The sequence below is a fragment of the Hymenobacter rigui genome, from assembly GCF_003944715.1.
GTDB classification, from domain to species: Bacteria; Bacteroidota; Bacteroidia; order Cytophagales; family Hymenobacteraceae; genus Hymenobacter; species Hymenobacter rigui.
Genome location: NZ_RWIT01000003.1, coordinates 204793 through 222322 on the forward strand (window position 1 = coordinate 204793; position 17530 = coordinate 222322).

The 17530-nt window shown below is 60.7% G+C and carries 10 protein-coding genes and 1 pseudogene; 5 read left to right on the forward strand and 6 right to left on the reverse strand.

Features of this window, described 5'->3' with window-relative positions:
• The first annotated feature begins 59 nt into the window (after positions 1-59).
• The 4 genes and pseudogenes from EI291_RS07950 to EI291_RS23500 all read left to right on the forward strand — a co-directional run bounded on the left by EI291_RS07950 (position 60) and on the right by EI291_RS23500 (position 9207).
• Positions 60-1460 carry a LutB/LldF family L-lactate oxidation iron-sulfur protein gene (locus EI291_RS07950; RefSeq protein ID WP_125419271.1) on the forward strand — a complete coding sequence of 467 codons (1401 nt, stop codon included), beginning with the start codon at positions 60-62 and terminating at the stop codon, positions 1458-1460.
• A gap of 73 nt (positions 1461-1533) precedes the next feature.
• A complete protein-coding gene (locus tag EI291_RS07955) occupies positions 1534-2571 on the forward strand; it encodes a hypothetical protein (protein ID WP_125419272.1) in 1038 nt (345 codons plus the stop codon).
• Between the two features lie 4059 nt (positions 2572-6630).
• A pseudogene (locus tag EI291_RS23495) lies at positions 6631-7173 on the forward strand (Ig-like domain-containing protein); the annotation flags it as partial.
• Between the two features lie 399 nt (positions 7174-7572).
• Positions 7573-9207: a T9SS type A sorting domain-containing protein gene (locus EI291_RS23500; protein WP_394343377.1), complete on the forward strand. Its 1635-nt coding sequence runs from the start codon at positions 7573-7575 to the stop codon at positions 9205-9207.
• Between the two features lie 100 nt (positions 9208-9307).
• On the opposite strand, the gene sdaAA is transcribed toward EI291_RS23500, so the two are convergent.
• The 3 genes from sdaAA to EI291_RS07975 all read right to left on the reverse strand — a co-directional run bounded on the left by sdaAA (position 9308) and on the right by EI291_RS07975 (position 11715).
• Positions 9308-10216 carry an L-serine ammonia-lyase, iron-sulfur-dependent, subunit alpha gene (gene sdaAA / locus EI291_RS07965; RefSeq protein ID WP_125419274.1) on the reverse strand — a complete coding sequence of 303 codons (909 nt, stop codon included), beginning with the start codon at positions 10214-10216 and terminating at the stop codon, positions 9308-9310.
• 176 nt (positions 10217-10392) lie between these two features.
• Positions 10393-10851, reverse strand: coding sequence for a peptide-methionine (R)-S-oxide reductase MsrB (gene msrB, locus EI291_RS07970; RefSeq protein ID WP_125419275.1), 459 nt, complete (start codon positions 10849-10851; stop codon positions 10393-10395).
• A 75-nt stretch (positions 10852-10926) separates the two neighbouring features.
• Positions 10927-11715 (reverse strand): M949_RS01915 family surface polysaccharide biosynthesis protein, encoded by a 789-nt coding sequence (locus EI291_RS07975; protein ID WP_125419276.1) that lies wholly within the window; start codon positions 11713-11715, stop codon positions 10927-10929.
• 39 nt (positions 11716-11754) lie between these two features.
• On the opposite strand from EI291_RS07975, the gene EI291_RS07980 reads away from it, so the two are divergent.
• On the forward strand, positions 11755-13308 hold the full coding sequence (locus EI291_RS07980) for an NAD(P)H-hydrate dehydratase (RefSeq protein WP_125419277.1): 1554 nt from the start codon (positions 11755-11757) through the stop codon (positions 13306-13308).
• A gap of 13 nt (positions 13309-13321) precedes the next feature.
• Here EI291_RS07980 and EI291_RS07985 read toward each other — a convergent pair whose 3' ends face one another.
• The 3 genes from EI291_RS07985 to EI291_RS07995 form a co-directional block, all read right to left on the reverse strand.
• Positions 13322-15607: a GH92 family glycosyl hydrolase gene (locus EI291_RS07985; RefSeq protein WP_125419278.1), complete on the reverse strand. Its 2286-nt coding sequence runs from the start codon at positions 15605-15607 to the stop codon at positions 13322-13324.
• Positions 15608-15779: 172 nt separating this feature from the next.
• Entirely contained in the window at positions 15780-16667 is an 888-nt protein-coding gene (locus EI291_RS07990) for a UbiA family prenyltransferase (protein WP_170172562.1), read from the reverse strand.
• 146 nt (positions 16668-16813) lie between these two features.
• Positions 16814-17395 carry an inorganic diphosphatase gene (locus EI291_RS07995; protein WP_125419280.1) on the reverse strand — a complete coding sequence of 194 codons (582 nt, stop codon included), beginning with the start codon at positions 17393-17395 and terminating at the stop codon, positions 16814-16816.
• Positions 17396-17530 lie beyond the last annotated feature (135 nt).

Sequence of the window (17530 nt, forward strand, 5' to 3'; positions counted from 1 at the left end):
CCTCTTAAGGTCCGGCGGGTTTTTATCTTTGTTAAGAACCCGTTGTAACCCGTGCTGCCATGAACCCGACGACCCTCACGCCCGCTCCCAAAAAATCGGCTCAGTTTCTGGTGGATGCCGACCGCAAAGCCTTCGACCTGGAGCACCGGCGCAAAATCCGGTTCAATATTGGCAAATACAACGCGGCGGTGCAAACGGGCATGGGTTTCTACCAGAACCACGAGCTGGCCCGCGACCGGGCGTCGTACCTAAAAACCCAGGTGATAAACCGGCTGGATGAGTACCTGCTGCAGTTTGAGCAGAACTTCACGGCCCGGGGCGGTAAGGTTATCTGGGCCCAGAACGCGGAGGAAGCCCTGTTTGAGGTGGGCAAGATTATGGAGCGCCGCCAGGCCCGCACCGTGGTGAAGGCCAAGAGCATGACCACCGAGGAAATTCACCTCAACAAGTACCTGGAAAAGCGGGGTATCGAGTCGGTGGAGACGGATCTGGGCGAGTTCATTGTGCAGCTGAACGGGGAGCGACCCTACCACATCGTGACGCCGGCCATGCACCTGAGCAAGCTGGATATTGCCGACATCTTCGTGAAGCACCTCGGCATTGAGTACACCGACGACGCCCAGAAGCTGGTGCTCACGGCCCGCCACCTGCTGCGCAATAAGTACACCTCGGCCGAGGTGGGCATTACGGGTGGCAACTTCCTTATTGCCGATACCGGGGCCGTGTGCGTGACCGAAAACGAGGGCAACGCCCGCCTCTCGGCCACCTTCCCCAAAACCCACATTGCCATTGTGGGCATTGAGAAGGTGATTCCGCGGCTGCAGGACCTGGATTTGTTCTGGCCCCTGCTCAGCACCAGCGGCACCGGCCAGCAGGTAACGGTGTACAACACCATCTACACCGGCCCCCGCCAGCCGCTGGAAAAGGACGGCCCCGAGGAAATGGTGGTGATTCTGCTGGACAACGGCCGCACCAACCTGCTGGCCCAGCCTGATAAGCGCGAGGCGCTGAACTGCATCCGGTGTGGGGCCTGCCTGAACGTGTGCCCGGTGTACAAGAACATTGGTGGGCACACCTACGAGGCCACGTATTCCGGCCCCATCGGCTCGGTGATTACGCCCCACCTTTCGGGCATGGCCGAGAATAAGCACCTGAGCTACGCCAGCAGCCTGTGCGGGGCCTGCACTTCGGTGTGCCCGGTGCGCATTCCTATTCACAACATTCTGCTCAAAAACCGCCAGCAAAGCGTGGCGGAAGGCCTCACTGAGAAGGAGGAGCGCCGGGCCGTTACGCTGTGGCTGTATGGCATGAAGCACCGCTGGATGTGGGACCTGGCCCCGGCCGCCGGCAAAAACTGGGTACTCAGCCGCCTGCTGGGCGAAACAGGCTGGAGCAAGCGCCGCGACGCCGTTCAGGTAGCCCCCAAAACCTTCCGCCAGCTCTGGAAAGAGCGGAAGTAGGCCCACCTGCCAACCCTGTAGCAACCACGGCAGTACAAAGCAGGCGGCACCACTGCCGCCCGTGTTTTTGTGTATGCCTGAACTAGTGTTTCGGGTGCTGGCTTTTGCGGCTGGCGCTTTTCTGGTTGCGTCCACCGTATTGGCCGCCATTCAGTCGTTTGTGCTGCCGCGCAACGAGTCGGCCCTGCTCAATACCTGGGTGTTTCGGGCGGTGCGGCGCGCCTTCGAAGCCATGGCCGCCCTGGGCCGCACCTACAGTCAGCGCGACAAGGTAATGGCCTTATATGCCCCGGTGGGGCTGGTAACCCTGCCCATTATATGGCTCACGGTAGTCAGCGTGGGATACACGGCCATTTTCTGGGCGCTGGATGAAGGTGACCTTACGCGGTGCTACCGCATCAGTGCGAGTTCCCTGCTCACAATCGGGGCCGATGAGCCAACGCACGGCCTGGTTGCCAGTATTATGTCGTACTCCGAGGCCACGCTGGGGCTGCTGCTGCTCACGCTGCTGATATCCTATCTGCCTACCATGTACCAGGCCTTTTCGCGGCGGGAGCTGACGGTGGCCCGACTGGAACTGCGGGCCGGAGCCAAAGCCTCGGCAGTGGAGCTGCTACTGTGGCTGAACCGCACCGGCTCCTTTCACGACGATAGTGAGCAGTGGAAGGATTGGGAAGAATGGTTTGTGGAAATTGAGGAAACCCACACGTCCCTGGCTATTCTGGCGTTTTTCCGGTCCCCACAGCCGGGCCGCTCCTGGGTTACTGCCGCCGACGTAATTCTGGACGCGGCCGCCCTCATCAGCAGCACCGTGGCCCAGCCCCGCGACCCGCACCTGGTGTTGTGCTTTAAAGCGGGCTGTGTGGCCATCAACCGGGTAGCACGGTATTTCCGCTATGAGGCCGACGTAACTGAAACTTCCGGTATAGCGCCTGTTGAGCCCCAGCGCCACGATTTTGACTTGGCCTGTCAGCAGCTGCGCGCCGCAGGTGTCCGACTTCAGGAGGAGCAGGCGGCCTGGGAGCAATACATGGAACTACGCAGCCGCTACGCTGGTGCCATTGCCTACCTGGCGAAACTCATCATGGCACCGGAGATTAAGCCTATTTAGGCGAAACGGGGCCCAGCGACCGGCCATACAAGTACATTACCTCCATAAGGCCCTGCTTTGACTGGCAGGGCCTTTTTTTGATTTCTTTGGATTTTTTTGGCATCACTCTGTCACATCAGTATATTTCCATTTCCTAGTTGAGTTTTTGCGCCCGGAGCGTACCGAGCTGTTATTCACTGGTTTCTATTTCATTCGACTCTATGTCTCAGCAGTGCATTTTTAGCGTGTGCTTACACATCCAAGGCCAGGATATCTATTTACACTCAGCACTGCATCAGGCAGACTGAGGCTGATTTCATTAGTGAAAGCAGCCCTTTTTTTCGATGTATCCCGACTCTGTCACCCCAGTGGACTCCGGGGACAGGAATAGCATTTTTCCGGCAGCTGCTGGCCATTGGTTACGTTTCTCCTTGCCTTTTTCACCTTCACTGTTATTGCCAGTACATGCCAACACCTCTACTTTTTTCTTTCGGACACAGGGCCAGGGCGCGAAACCGCGCCTGGCACCGCCGCATACCAGCTGCTCTGGTTCTGCTCCTGGGTACCTCCGGCGCCTGGGCCCAGACCGTGAAAACGCTGCCCGGCGACTATCCTACTCTCGCGGCAGCCATCACGGACCTGAATACCAACGGTGTACCGGCCGGCGGCTTTACGCTGAACATTGCGGCGGGCTACACGGAAACGGCCGTAAACCTGACCCTCACGGCCACTGGCACCAGTGCCAACCCCATTGTGTTCCAGAAAAGCGGCTCCGGGGCCAACCCGCTGCTAACGGCTGGTGTGGGCACCAGCACCACGGTTTCGCCGGCTACTACGGATGCGGTTATCCGCCTGAGTGGTTCCGATTACGTGACGTTTAATGGTATTGACATTGCGGAAAGCAGCACCAATACCACCGCTGCCACCCAGATGGAATTCGGGTACGCCTTCTACCGGGCTTCGGCCACGGATGGCTGCCAGAACAATACCATTCGTAACTGCGTGGTGACGCTAAACAAGACTAACACAGCCACCATTGGCATTGCGGGCTTGTCGTACACCACAGCCAATACCACAGCTGTAGCCGCTACCAGCACAGCGGGAGCCAACTCCGGCAATAAGGTGTACGGCAACGTGGTTACCAACTCTCTGGTCGGCATTAACTTCGCGGCAGCCTCCACTACCACACTGGCCAACTACGATCTGAACAATGAAATTGGGGTAACGGCTCCAAATACCATTGGCAACTTCGGGGGTACGGCCTCCGGCTGGGGCGCGGGTGGCAACTATCAGAACGGGCTGAAGATTTCGGGGAACATCATCAACAGCACCCTGAACTACACCTCCGCCACGGCCTCCACGCCGGTAGCGGCTTCCACGGTTACCAGCACCATCCGGGGCATTTATGGCAACACGGGTACCTCGTCGAATATTGACATTGTGAACAATACCATTACACTGGCGTCGGGGGCTACTACCTCGCAGATGTCGGGTATTGAAAATGGTATTGGCTCCACGGCGGCCTCCAACACGGTAACCATCACGGGCAACACCGTAACGGGCTGTACCTACGCCACGGCTACTACTGCTACGTTTTACGGGGTGTACAACTCGGCCTCGGCCGCTACGATAAACATTTCGGGGAATACCGTCAGCAACAACGCGCACGGCGGCAGCGCCAGTGCGGCGGCTCCCTGCAATCTGTTGTACAACTCCGGCGCGGGCACAACGGTAACGCTCAGCAACAACCGCGTAACCGGCAATAGCCAGGCGGGTACCAGCACCCTGAATCTGCTGTACGGCGGGGGCCCCACTACGCTGAACATTACCGACAACCAGCTGACCGGCAACACCAAAACCGGCGGAACGGCCACCAGTGGTACCATGCACTGCATTCAGGCTACCACAGCGGCCGTTACGGTAATGGGTAACACCGTGAGCAGCAACAGCATTATAACGTCCGGCACTAACAGCGCGGTCATCAACGGGTACTACGACTTCAGCTCGCCCACTTCGGAAATCATTAGCGGCAATACGTTTACTAACCTGAGCATTTCGGGAACTACCACGGGTACAGCCTCGTCGATTTACGGCATTCAGACTTTCCCGACTTCTACTACCACCAAAACCATCAGCCAGAACACGGTGGGTGGTTTCACGCTGGGCGTAACGGGTGCAGTGTTCGGCATTAGTACCTCTACCGGCTCTACGGTAACGGTTTCGCGCAACAAAATCTACGGGCTGTCGGCGGCTAATGCCGATGGCATGGTGTACGGGCTGTACCTGGGCTCGGGTACTACCGTGACGGCCAGCAACAACCTCATCGGCGACCTGTCGGCTCCGGCGGCCACGGGTGCTACGGCGGTTTCCGGCCTGTACGTGGCCGGCGGCACCACCATGAATCTGTACTTCAATACGGTGTACCTGAATGCCTCGTCGTCGTCAACCACCACGTTTGGCACGTCGGGCATTTATGTGGCTTCGGCCGCACCTACCGTTGATATCCGCAATAACCTGGTAGCCAACCTCTCGGTGCCGGGCACAACGGGCGGCGCTACGGCGGCGCTGCGTTTCAGCGCGGCTCCGGGTGCCAAGCTGGCTACCACTTCCAACAACAACCTGTATTACGCCGGGGCTCCCGCAGCCAACCGGGTGATTTACGTGGAAGGTGGCGCTACGCTGGCCAACGCTCAGACCTCGGTAACGGCGTATGCAGCATATGCGGGTGGTGGCCGCGAAACGGCTTCGGTAACAGAGAACCCCACGTTTCTGAGCACTACCGGTACCAACGCCGGCTTCCTGCACCTCAACCCCGCCGTGCCGAACCTGGCGGAAAGCAAGGCTCAGCCCATCAGCAGCATCACCACCGACTTCGATGGGGAAACCCGTGACACGACCACCCCCGACATCGGGGCCGATGAAGGGACCTTCGTGGTGGGTGGCGTGGCTACCGATGTATCGGCGGCCGGTCTTTCGTCGCCACTAGCGACGGGCTGCTACGGCGCTACGGAAACCGTAGCCGTAAGCATCCGCAACAGCGGCACGCAGCCTCTGGACTTTACTGCTACGCCGGCCACCGTGACAGTAACCGTCAGCGGCGCCGCCACCCAGACGTTTACCGCTACCGTGAATACCGGCACGCTGGCTTCCGGTACGGCCCAAACCGTTACGGTGGGTACGCTGAACATGCTGGCGGTGGGCACGTATTCGTTTGCCATTACGGCCACCGTGCCCGGCGACGCTGATGCCAGCAACAACAATACTACGATTACCCGCACAGTAGTGGCCCCCGCCGCCCAGGGCCAGACGCTCACGTTCACCGGCTACACCGGTGCCAACCTGAGCACTCTGTACCCCGGCTGGTTTGAGGCCACCGGTGCAACGGTTCCGGCCGGCACCACCTCCGCCTGGACCAATGCCACCTTCCCGGCCGGCAACACCACGATTAAGGTGAACCTGTTCAGCACCGGCAAGAGCGAGTGGGTAGTGTCGCCGAAGTTCCTGCCTACTGCCTCCACTGTACTGACGTTCAGCGCCGGCCTGTCGGACTACAACAGCACCAGCGCCGATGCGGCCGGCATGACGGGCACCGACGACTTCGTGGAAGTGCGGATTTCCACGGACTGCGGCGTTACGTTTACCCGGATTCCGGCGTTTGCGCAGTTCAATGCCGGTAACCAGCCGCCCAACGGCAGCCTCGCCAATTATAGCATCAACCTGGGCAGCTATGCCGGGCAGCCCGTCATTCTGGGATTTTTTGCCTCCGAAGGAACAGTTGATGACAACCCCGATTACGATTTCCACATCGACAACGTGCGGGTAAACAGCCCGCAGGCGCTTGACCTGGCGGCCACTGGCCTGGCAACTCCGGCCACGCAGACCTGCTACTCGGCTACCGAAACCGTTTCGGTAACCGTGAGCAACGTGGGCACTCAGACAATTGACTTTGCTGCTACTCCTGCCACCGTTACAGCTGTGGTAACCACGCCCGGCGGTCCGCAGACGCTGACTGCTACTGTCAGCACGGGTACGCTGGCGGCCGGGGCCACGCAGGCCGTGGCCCTCGCACCTGTGCTGAACATGAGTGCTGCGGGCACGTATTCGTTTGCCCTTACTGCCACTGTACAGGGCGACCAGGACACGAGCAACGATGCGCTGGCATCGGCCGTGACGCGCACGGTTACGGCTCCGGTGGCCGGCACTGTTACGGCCAGTTCCTCGCAACTGTGCCAGAGCGGCACCAGCACCCTCACGCTGACGGGTGCCGCCAACGGCAGCATTCAGTGGCAGCAATCCACCGACAACACCACCTTCACGGATGTTGCCGGCGCTACTGCCGCCACCTTTACCACGCCGATCCTGACTCAGACCACGTACTTCCGGGCCCAGGTTCGGTGCGTTACTGCGGCCACCAGCAACGTGGCAACCATTACGGTTAACAACGCGCAGGTGCTGACCACCAACACGCCGGTGACCATCTGCGAAGGCACCACGGCTACCCTGACGGCTACGGCTGCCACCGGCAATACCATCCGGTTCTACGACGCGGCCACGGGTGGCGCACCGCTGGCTACCGGCGGCACTTTCACCACCCCGGCCCTGACGGCCTCGCGCCAGTACTTTGTGGAAGCGGCCACCCCGATTACCTACGTAGCCGGTCTGCCCAGCAACTCTTCCGCCTACGGCACTTTCGCCCAGTCTTCGCTCCTGGATTATCCGTTGGGCTTTGCCGTATCTCAGGCCGGTACGCTGGCCTCGGTGGATGTGTACCCGACGGCGGCTGGCCCGCTGACTATCCGTTTGTACAGCATTGCCGGTACGCAGCCCAGCGGTACGCCCACGGCCGTAGCCGGCAGCGACGTAACCGTGACCATTACGGCTGCTCAGGTAGGCACCCGGGTAACGGTGCCGCTCAACTACACCCTGGCTCCCGGCGACTACAAGCTGTCGAACCTGGCGGGTGCTTTGGGCCGCTACAGCACGTACACCGGCACCTATCCTCTCACGGATGGGGCATTGACGGTGAAGGGCTCCTACACCGCCTACACGTCCACTTCGTATTCGAACACGACGTACAACAGCTTCTTTAACCTCACCTTTACCTCGGAGTGCCTGAGCAACCGCACGGCCATTCAGGTAAACGTCACGACGCCGGCCACGGCCGGTTTCAGCTACGCCGATGCTTCGTACTGCACCTCGGCCACCGGTCCGGTTACGGCTACGCTGGCTGCCGGTGCTACGGCCGGCACGTTCAGCTCCACCTCGGGCCTGACCATTGATGCGGCTACAGGTGCTATTACACCCGCTACCTCTACGCCCGGCACCTACACCGTAACCAACACAGTAGCCGCTGCGGGTGGGTGCGGACCGGTAAGCAGCACGACAACCGTTACCATTACGGCTCCTGCTACGGCGGGCTTCAGCTACGCGGCTACCAGCTACTGCACCAGTGCTGCCGGTTCGATAGCAGCTGCGTTGAACACGGGCGCTACGGCTGGTACGTTCAGCAGCACAACGGGCCTGACCATTGAGCCCACTACCGGTACCATTACGCCTGCCACTTCTACCCCGGGCACCTACACTGTGACCAATACGGTGGCGGCCTCCGGTGGCTGTGCCGCCGTAACGGCCACCTTCCAGGTGGCGATAACCGCACCCGCCACGGCCGACTTCAGCTACGCGGCTGCCTCGTACTGCACTAGTGCTACCGGCTCGGTAACGCCGACGCTGACGACCGGGGCAGCCAGCGGCACGTTCAGCTCCACCTCGGGCCTGACCATTAACGCTACTACCGGTGCCATTACGCCCGGCACCTCTACGCCCGGCACCTACACCGTAACGAATACGGTAGCGGCTTCGGGCGGCTGCGCAGCGGTAACGGCAACTACCACGGTAACCATTACGGCTCCGGCCACGGCCGGCTTCAGCTACGCCAACGCCTCGTACTGTGCCTCGGCTTCCGGCTCAGCAGCTCCTGTTCTGGCCACCGGTGCCACGGCCGGCACGTTCAGCAGCACGACGGGCCTGGTGATTAACGCTTCGACAGGTGCCATCAACCTGGCTACCAGTACGCCCGGCACCTACACGGTAACCAATACCGTGGCGGCTGCGGGTGGCTGCGCGGCCACTTCGGCTACGTTCAGCGTAACCATTAATGCCCGGCCGGCTCAGCCTACCATCACCATCCGCTACAACGGTGCCGTAACCACGCTCACCAGCAGCGCGGCTACCGGCAACCAGTGGTACCTCAACAACATCCTGATTCCGGGTGCTACCGGTCAGGATTACGTGGTGAACTCGGCCGCTCAGTACGGGAACTACACGGTGGTGGTAACCAGCGCCGCCGGTTGCGCCTCCCTGCCCTCAACGGTACAGGTGGTTACGTCGGCAGTGAAGCCGCTGGCCGGTTCAGTGCTCGACATCTACCCCAACCCCACTACCAACGGGCTGCTGACGGTGAAGCTGGCCGGCTATGCCAAAGCCACGGAGCTGACAGTGTATGACGCCGTGGGCAAACTGGTTCAGACCCTGACCGTGAGCGGCAGCACCACGCCGCGCGAGGTACAGCTGAACCTCAGCCATCTGCCAACGGGTGTGTACATGCTGCGCGCCCGCACAGAAGGCGGCACGGATATTCGCCGCATTGTGCGAGAATAATCCGGCACCTTACGGCTCCGCAAAAAAGGTCCTTCCCGATTGGGAAGGACCTTTTTTATTGCCACTGGGGGCAGCGTTTTTACCTGACCTGATGCCGGAATTATTCAGCGGTGTCTTCGTCAGGCAGGATCTGAACGTCCTGCACCAGCACCATCTTCTCAATTTCACGGCCCCGGGTGGTGTTAGCCAGGCCACCGAGGGCAGTTTCCTTGTAGCGGGTTTCCATGCTCTGGCCCACCTCGCCCAGCGCCGCCACGCATTGGTCCACGGGAATCACCGGGTCGACGCCGGCAATGGCAATCTGGGCGGAGCTGAAGGCAATGGCCGAAGCGGAAGCGTTACGCACCACGCAGGGCACCTCCACGAGGCCAGCCACCGGGTCGCACACCAGGCCCAGCATGCACTGAATGGTAATGGCCACGGCCGCAAAGGTTTCCTCTACCGAGCCGCCCAGACAGTACACAATTGCCCCCGCGCCCATGGCCGCCGCCGAGCCGGTTTCGGCCTGGCAGCCGCCCACGGCCCCGGCCAGCGAGGCATTCTGCTCAATGATAAGGGCCACGCCGGCCGCCACCAGCAGGCCTTCCAGAATCTGGCGGTCCTCCAGCTTGTGAATATCCTGGAGCGTAACCAACACGCCCGGCAGAATGCCCGACGCCCCGGCTGTGGGTGCGGCTACCACCCGGCCCATGCAGGAATTCACTTCCTTGGCCCCCAGCGCCCGGGTAACCAGCTGCTTGAATTCCGGCGAAAGCACCGTAACCGGCGAAGCGGCAATTTTCTTGGCCCCGTTGTTTACCATACCCGAGCGGGACGTCATGTTCTGCGTCAGGCCGGTATGCACTGCGTCGCGCATCACATCATACGCCCGCTGCAAACCCGTCCAGATTTGCTCCTCGGTGCGGCCTTTCTGCTCGATTTCGTAGGCGAGAACGGGCTGGTAGAGCGGCTCGCCAGTGGAGGCACAATGGGCCTGCCAACTGGCAAAATCAGTGAAAAGCAACGACATGGGTGGGGTGGAAGTTGGGGTGGGAAAGCCTCTATAACACGGTCCGTTTCCAGCAAGTTGCGGAAGCGGACTACGAAAGTCGGGAGAAATTTGGCAGTTCCGCTAGTGCCAACAAAAACAAGAACCCCGGCGCGGTGCACCGGGGTTCTTTCATCAGGGCAAATAGCTGGTTGCTGCTACGCTTCCTGCTTTTCGCTTACCAGCTTAATGGCGGCCGAGTTGATGCACAGACGCAGACCGGAGGGCGGGGGGCCATCGGGGAATACATGGCCCTGGTGAGCGTCGCAGACGTTGCAGAGCACTTCCACGCGGGTCATGCCGTAGCTGGTGTCCTTCTTGTAACGGATGGCGTTTTCCTGCACCGGCTGCGTGAAGCTGGGCCAGCCGGTACCGCTTTCAAACTTGGTGCGGGAATCGTAGAGCGGGGTCCCGCAGCACACGCAGGCATACAGGCCAGCCTCGTGGGCCTCGCAGTACTCACCGGTGAAGGCCCGCTCGGTGCCGTGCTGGCGGGTTACGTGGTACTGCTCGGGGGTGAGCTGGGCGCGCCACTCGGCGTCGGTTTTTTCTACGCGTTTATCGGGGGCCGGGCTGCCGTGGTTGGCCAGCCGGATGACATCATTCCAGGTTTGCATGGTTGCGGAGGCTAAGATCAGAAAGTCAACTACTGTGCAAACGCGGGGGCCGGGCCGGAAGTTTTCAGACCCCGGCTAAAGATCCTCCATGGTAGCCTTGGAGGAAAAACGCTGCCACTGCCGCCGGGCAAACTGCAGAAAGGCGGGCGGGGCGTTTCGAAACTCCTTTTCGGTTTCATAACGGCCTGCCAATAGCTCGTAATGCTCCTCCAGCCGGGCCGCGCTGATGGTATCGAGGCAGCACGGGCTGGCTGGTATGCGCTGAATCAGGGGCACCGAATCATATTGCACCACGGTGTACCCGCGCAGGGCATACTTGGCCGGCCCCTCGCGCATAATCAGCTTCAGGTTGGCCGGGCTCACATCACTGGTACAGGTGAGGGAGTAGAGCAAGGTAGTTTCCGTCTGCCCATCGTGGTCCAGGTCGGTCACCGTTGTGGCCCCGGGGACAGGACCAATCCATAAATCGAACGGGCAGTGTTGTACGCCGTCCTGCAGGTGCCACAACTCCTGCCATGTACCGGCCCGCTGCACGTATTGGCGGGCGTACATTTCTGCGTGACTGGCTCCATCTGGCTCATCGGGGTTGGCGGGCTCGTCCTGCTCCGGGGTGCGGGTTATCACCAAAAGGTTCAGGCCGTTGGTATCGGTCCACTGCTTCATTTCCAGCACTTTGCCGGGTTGACTGGGCACTCCAGCCGGCAGCTGGTCGGCGGGCAATGACTGCACCGAGACAGTGTCCGTAGTTTCTGAAGCAGCCGTTGCCTTTTCAGTACCAGGCGTAGCGGAGCCAGCGGCTTTGTCAGGCTTCGGCTCAGAGCAGCCCAGTACCACCAAGGCCAGCACAGAAAGAGAATAGCGCATTGTGTATCCGATAAATCCGGTTTCAAGTATAGGCATTGTATGAAAATCCTTTCCGCCGCCCAAACCCGCGCCCTCGACGAAGGCACCATGAAAGCCCAGGGTATTACCTCGCTGGAGCTAATGGAGCGCGCGGCCACGGCCCTGCTCAACTGGCTGCTCGATACGCTGCACCCCGCGGCCGATACCCCTTTCCACATTCTCTGCGGCCCCGGCAACAACGGCGGCGACGGGCTGGCCCTGGCCCGGCGGCTGCACCAGGCTGGCTACCAGCCCGAGGTGTGGCTGCTGCCCGCCGAAAAAACCTCCGCCGACTACACTTCCAACCTACAGCGCCTGCCCGCAGCCGTACCCCGGCATGAGTTGCATGCCCGGCACCTACCCACCTTCCCGGCCGGGGCAGTGGTGCTGGATGCTCTGTTTGGTACCGGACTGAGTCGGCCGCTGGCAGGGCTAGCGGCGCAGGTAGTCGCACACCTGAATGATTCGCAGGCCCTGTGCATTGCGGTGGATATGCCCTCGGGCCTACTGGCCGACGCCCCACAACCCGCCGGCAGTGCCATCGTACAGGCGCACTACACGCTCAGCTTCGAATTGCCTAAAATGGCCTTCCTACTCCCGCAAAATGCTGATTTCGTGGGTGAGTGGGAGTTGCTGCCGATTGGCTTAGAATCCACAGTTATCCACAAATTAGCTGTGGATAACTGCTTTATTGAGGAAAACTTTCTGGCAGGCCGATATCCCAGGCGCCCTAAGTTCAGCCACAAAGGCACCTTTGGCCATGCGTTGCTGCTGGCGGGCAGCCAGGGTAAGATTGGGGCGGCGGTACTGGCCTCTCGGGCTTGCCTGCGCGGAGGTGTGGGTTTGCTTACCACGCGCATCCCGCAGGTAGGCTATGACATCCTGCAAACTACCACACCCGAGGCCATGTGCCTGCTCGACCCGGCTACTGATTATATCTCCGAACTGCCCGACCTGCAGCCGTACGCCGCCATAGGCATTGGTCCGGGGCTGGGCCAGGAGGATGCCAGCCGGGAGGTGCTGCGCCGGCTGCTTGAAACCGCCAAAGTGCCGCTCATTATTGACGCCGACGCACTGAATCTGCTGGGGGCCAACCGGGAGCTGCTGAAGCTGCTGCCGCCCGATACGCTGCTTACCCCCCACCCCAAAGAGTTTGAGCGCCTGACCGGTGAGCCCGCCCGTGACGATTATCACCGCCTGGAGCAGCTCCGGCAGTTTGCGCGGCATCACAAGTGCTTCTGCGTGCTGAAAGGGGCGTACTCGGCCCTGGCCACGCCCGAGGGCCAGGTGTACTTCAACAGCACCGGCAACCCCGGTATGGCTACCGGCGGCAGCGGCGACGTGCTAACGGGCCTGTTGCTGGCCCTGCGTGCCGATAAGCGCCTGTCTGCCTGTAACGCGGCTCTCATCGGCCTATATGCCCATGGCCGCGCCGGCGACCTGGCAGTGCAGCAAACCGGTGAAGCGGGCCTCGTAGCCGGTGATATTGTGCGCTTCATCGGCCCCGCCCTGCAGGAGCTGACGGATGCCGACCTTATTACCGAACCCCCTCTCTCCCCGAGGAGAGGGGGCTAGGTAGTAAGGTCGGCTACTTTGCTTTCGACACCGAGAATGGCGCGGCCTGCAGGGTATTGCCCCGGCTGCGGTTGGGCTCGGCCGTCATGTCGAAGTTGAGCGTGGCTCCTTGCTGCAATGCCTCGTGGCTGAGCCAGTTCTGGCTGTAGGGCTGGCCATTCACCGTCAGGGCGTTGATGTAGCGGTTGGCGGCGCTGTTGTTTGGCGCGTTCAGCACCACCTGTTTGCCGTTTTCCAGCTGCAGCGTCACTTTGGGGAAGAGCGGCGCACCCAGCACGTACTGGTTGGTAGCGGGGCACACCGGGTAGAAACCCAGCGCCGAAAACACGTACCAGGCCGAAGTCTGACCGTTGTCTTCGTCGCCGCAGTAGCCGTCGGGGGTGGGCTGGTAGAGGCGGTTGAGGGTTTCGCGCACCCAGTACTGCGTTTTCCAGGGCTGACCGGCGTAATTGTACAAATAGGTCATGTGCTGGATGGGCTGGTTGCCGTGGGCGTAGTTGCCCATGCCCGCAATCTGCATTTCCCGGATTTCGTGAATTACCGAGCCGTAGTACGAGGCATCGAACACCGGGGCGAGGGTAAATACGGTATCCAGGGTGGCCACAAAGGGCTTGGCGCCGCCCATCAGATTCATCAGCCCCTGCACATCATGAAACACCGACCAGGTGTAGTGCCAGCTGTTACCCTCCGTAAAAGCATCACCCCACTTGAAGGGGTTGAAGGGCGACTGGAAGGTGCCGTTCTGGTTTTTGCCCCGCATCAGCCCGGTTTGCTTGTCGAAGAGGTTGCGGTAGTTCTGGCTGCGCTTTTCGTAGAGCTGCACTTCCTTTTTGGGTCGGCCCAGGGCCTTGCCCAGCTGGGCAATGGCAAAGTCGTCGTAGGCGTATTCCAGGGTGCGGGCCGCACTTTCGTTGATTTTGACGTCGTAGGGCACGTAACCGAGCTTGGTGTAATAGCCCGCGCCGGCCCGGCCCACGGCCTCCATCGGCCCCGGGTTGTTGGCCCCCTTCAACGCCGCTTCGTACAGCGTATTGATGTCGTAGCCCCGCACGCCTTTCAGGTAGGCATCGGCCACAATGGAGGCGGAGTTGTTGCCGACCATGATGTTGCGGTAGCCGGGGCTGGCCCACTCCGGCAACCAGCCGCCTTCCTTGTAGGTATTCACCAGTCCCTGCTGAATCTGGCTGTTTACGCTGGGGTATAGCAGGTTCAGGAACGGAAACAGAGCCCGGAACGTGTCCCAGAAGCCGGTATCAGTGTACAGGTAGCCGGGCAGCACCTGCCCGTTGTAGGGCGAGTAGTGCACCGGCTGGCCGGCGGCGTCCAGCTCGTGAAACTTGCGCGGAAACAGCAGGCTGCGGTACAGACAGGAATAGAACGTACGCTGCTGCGCCTCCGAACCGCCTTCTACTTTGATGCGGCCCAGCTGCTCCTGCCAGGCCGCCCGGCCCTTGGCTTTCACAGCCTCAAAGTCAGCGGCCCCGATTTCCTGCTCCAGGTTGCGCAGGGCCTGCTCCGGACTAATAAACGACGAGGCCACCCGCACCTGCACCTGCTCGCCCTTGCGGGTTTTGAAGCCCACCACCGCGCCGGTATGGTTGGCGTTGGCTTCCAGCAGCTTGCCATCCAGCACCTTGTCCTGGTAGATGGTGGTGCTGCTGAACGCATGGTCAAACTCCAGCACGAAGTAGTTCTTGAAATTAGCCGGCACGCCGCCGCTGTTGCGGGTGGTATAGCCAATGATGCGGCGCTGCGCGGGCAGAATCTGCACATGGGAGCCTTTATCCAGAGCATCCAGCACCACGTAGGCGCTATCGGTGCGCGGAAAGGTGAAGCGGAAACGGGCGGCCCGCTCCGTGGGGGCCAGCTCGGCGGTTACGTCGTGGTCGGCCAGGTACACTTTGTAGTAGTGGGGCTGGGCCACCTCGGCTTTGTGCGAAAACCAGCTGGCCCGCTCCTCTTCCTCGAAGCACAGCTTGCCGGTGATGGGCATCAGGGCAAACTGCCCGTAGTCGTTCATCCACGGGGAGGGTTGGTGCGTCTGCTTGAAGCCTTTGAGCTTGTCGGCGGAGTACTGGTGGGCCCAGCCGCTTCCCATTTTGCCGGTCTGGGGCAGCCAGAAGTTCATGCCCCAGGGCAGGGCAATGGCCGGATAGGTGTTGCCGTTGGAAAGGCTGGGCTTGGAGTCGGTGCCCATCAGGGGGTTCACCAAGTCCACCGGGGCGGACGTCTGGCCCTGGGCCATTCCCGCCAGCAAACACCCTATTAAAGCCAGAACGGCCCGTACTCGTTTCAGCATAGCACCATAGTATCAAGCACCTGCACTGCGCAGGCGAAACAAGAATAGCCGATTTTCTGCAGTTTGGGGCCGGGTTGTTCGTTAAATTCCGTGCATAGAAAGACTACGGCTGTATAAACCGTCATGCTTCGCTGCGCTCTGCATGACGTGCTATTAGCTTATAGCACCCGCCTCAGGAGAAACTCACGGCCTGCCCCCGCGTTATCCACCACACTACCACAAACTGGAACACCATCACCCCATCGGTGAGGAGGGCAAAGTAGTAGTCGGGCCGCGTTTCTTCGGCATACCAGATAACGGCCGCCGCTGCCAGCAACGGCAGTAGCAGCGGTGCCTGCTGGCCGGCCGGCGTACCGGGCGGCACCAGCACGGCTGCCAGCAGCAAAGCCAGTAGAGCAATATATTTGGTGGCTCTGATGCCGAACAGCCCCGGAAACGTGCGGGTACCGGTAGCCCGGTCCTTGGTATAGTCCCGGATATCGAATACAAACGCCAGCGCGAGAATAAACAGGAAGCGCCGCAGAAACAGCAGCCACACCACCGGTTCCATCAACCCCCGACCCAGGTACAGGGCCGGTATCCACACCGTTACGCCAGCCCAGACGTAGGCAATCAGAAACACCTTCAGCAGCGGTAAATCACGCAGGGCCCACCAGCGCCCCTGCCGCTTCAGCAAGGGCATCGAATACAACACCGAAATAAGCCCCAGGTGCAGCAGAAACGGGGTAAGACGCAGCAGCCGCGCATCCAGCAGGAACAGTGCCCCGGCCACCAGCCCGGCTACCAACGCCACTACCAGCAACGCCCGCCGGTGCCGCTGCATCCACTGTTTGCGCTTAGACAGGCCCGGGTGCTGGCCCTGCTTGTAGGGCAGTACGCTGTCGAGGTTATACAGAAACAGCGTGGCCGAGAAAATCAGCCCGCCCAGCCGCGCCGGAATGTGCACCTGCCAGAACAGAAACGTGGCCCACATCAACCCCAGGGCCGCCAACGACAGCCAAGTGCTGCTATACAGCACGGCATCGAGTGGGCGACGGAGCACGGACAGAAAAGCAGGCACGGGCAAAGCGGAATGAGCAGGGCAAGATACCACCGAAACCGCCGCACCAATGGCCCGCCGGACCCAGGGGCCGCTACACGCAGCAGCCCCCGGCATCATTTCTGACGACCGGGGGCTGCACGGTGTGTAGAAGGAAGTAGGGTAGATTAGCTCAGGGCCTCTTGTACGTCCTCTACATCCTTGGGGTTGCCTTTCGGGAAGGTTTCCTCGTAGAGTTTAATGCTGTCCTCGATGATGCGGTAAGCATCTTCGCGGCCCATAAAACGCTCTACCGTTACCTGCTTGTGCTCCAGGGCCTTGTAGTCCTCGAAGAAACGCTGCATTTCCAGCAGGGTGTGCGGGGGCAGGTCGGCAATATCGTTGTAGTGGTTCACCGATACGTCGTTGGCGGCCACGGCAATGATTTTGTCGTCTTCCTCGTCCTGATCAATCATCTGCATCACGCCAATCACCTTGGCATCCACCAAGCACATGGGCACGATGTCCACGGAGCACAGCACCAGAATATCCAGCGGGTCCTTGTCGTCGCAGTAAGTTTTCGGGATGAAGCCGTAGGCAGCCGGATAATGCACGGCCGAGAACAGCACGCGGTCCAGTTTCAGCAGGCCGCTGTCTTTGTCCAGCTCGTACTTGCCCTTCGAGCCTTTGGGAATTTCAATGATGCCATTCACAACTTTGGGAGCGTCTTCGCCGCGCTCTACGTCGTGCCAGGGGTTAAAATGAGCCATTCTACTGGTTGTCAGTTGTTAGTTGTTCGTTATCAGTTACTCGTTGTTCGTGGCTCGTTATCAGGTTGTAAATCACTGAATACCATACGGAAGCGGCAGGCAGTTTTCCACTGACAACTGACAACCAGCAACAAA

Coding starts and splice junctions, on each gene's coding strand:
- EI291_RS07950 (WP_125419271.1), top strand. CDS start 60: ATGAACCCGACGACCCTCACGCCCGCTCCCAAAAAATCGGCTCAGTTT.
- EI291_RS07955 (WP_125419272.1), top strand. CDS start 1,534: ATGCCTGAACTAGTGTTTCGGGTGCTGGCTTTTGCGGCTGGCGCTTTT.
- sdaAA (WP_125419274.1), bottom strand. CDS start 10,216: ATGTCGTTGCTTTTCACTGATTTTGCCAGTTGGCAGGCCCATTGTGCC.
- msrB (WP_125419275.1), bottom strand. CDS start 10,851: ATGCAAACCTGGAATGATGTCATCCGGCTGGCCAACCACGGCAGCCCG.
- EI291_RS07975 (WP_125419276.1), bottom strand. CDS start 11,715: ATGCGCTATTCTCTTTCTGTGCTGGCCTTGGTGGTACTGGGCTGCTCT.
- EI291_RS07980 (WP_125419277.1), top strand. CDS start 11,755: ATGAAAATCCTTTCCGCCGCCCAAACCCGCGCCCTCGACGAAGGCACC.
- EI291_RS07985 (WP_125419278.1), bottom strand. CDS start 15,607: ATGCTGAAACGAGTACGGGCCGTTCTGGCTTTAATAGGGTGTTTGCTG.
- EI291_RS07995 (WP_125419280.1), bottom strand. CDS start 17,395: ATGGCTCATTTTAACCCCTGGCACGACGTAGAGCGCGGCGAAGACGCT.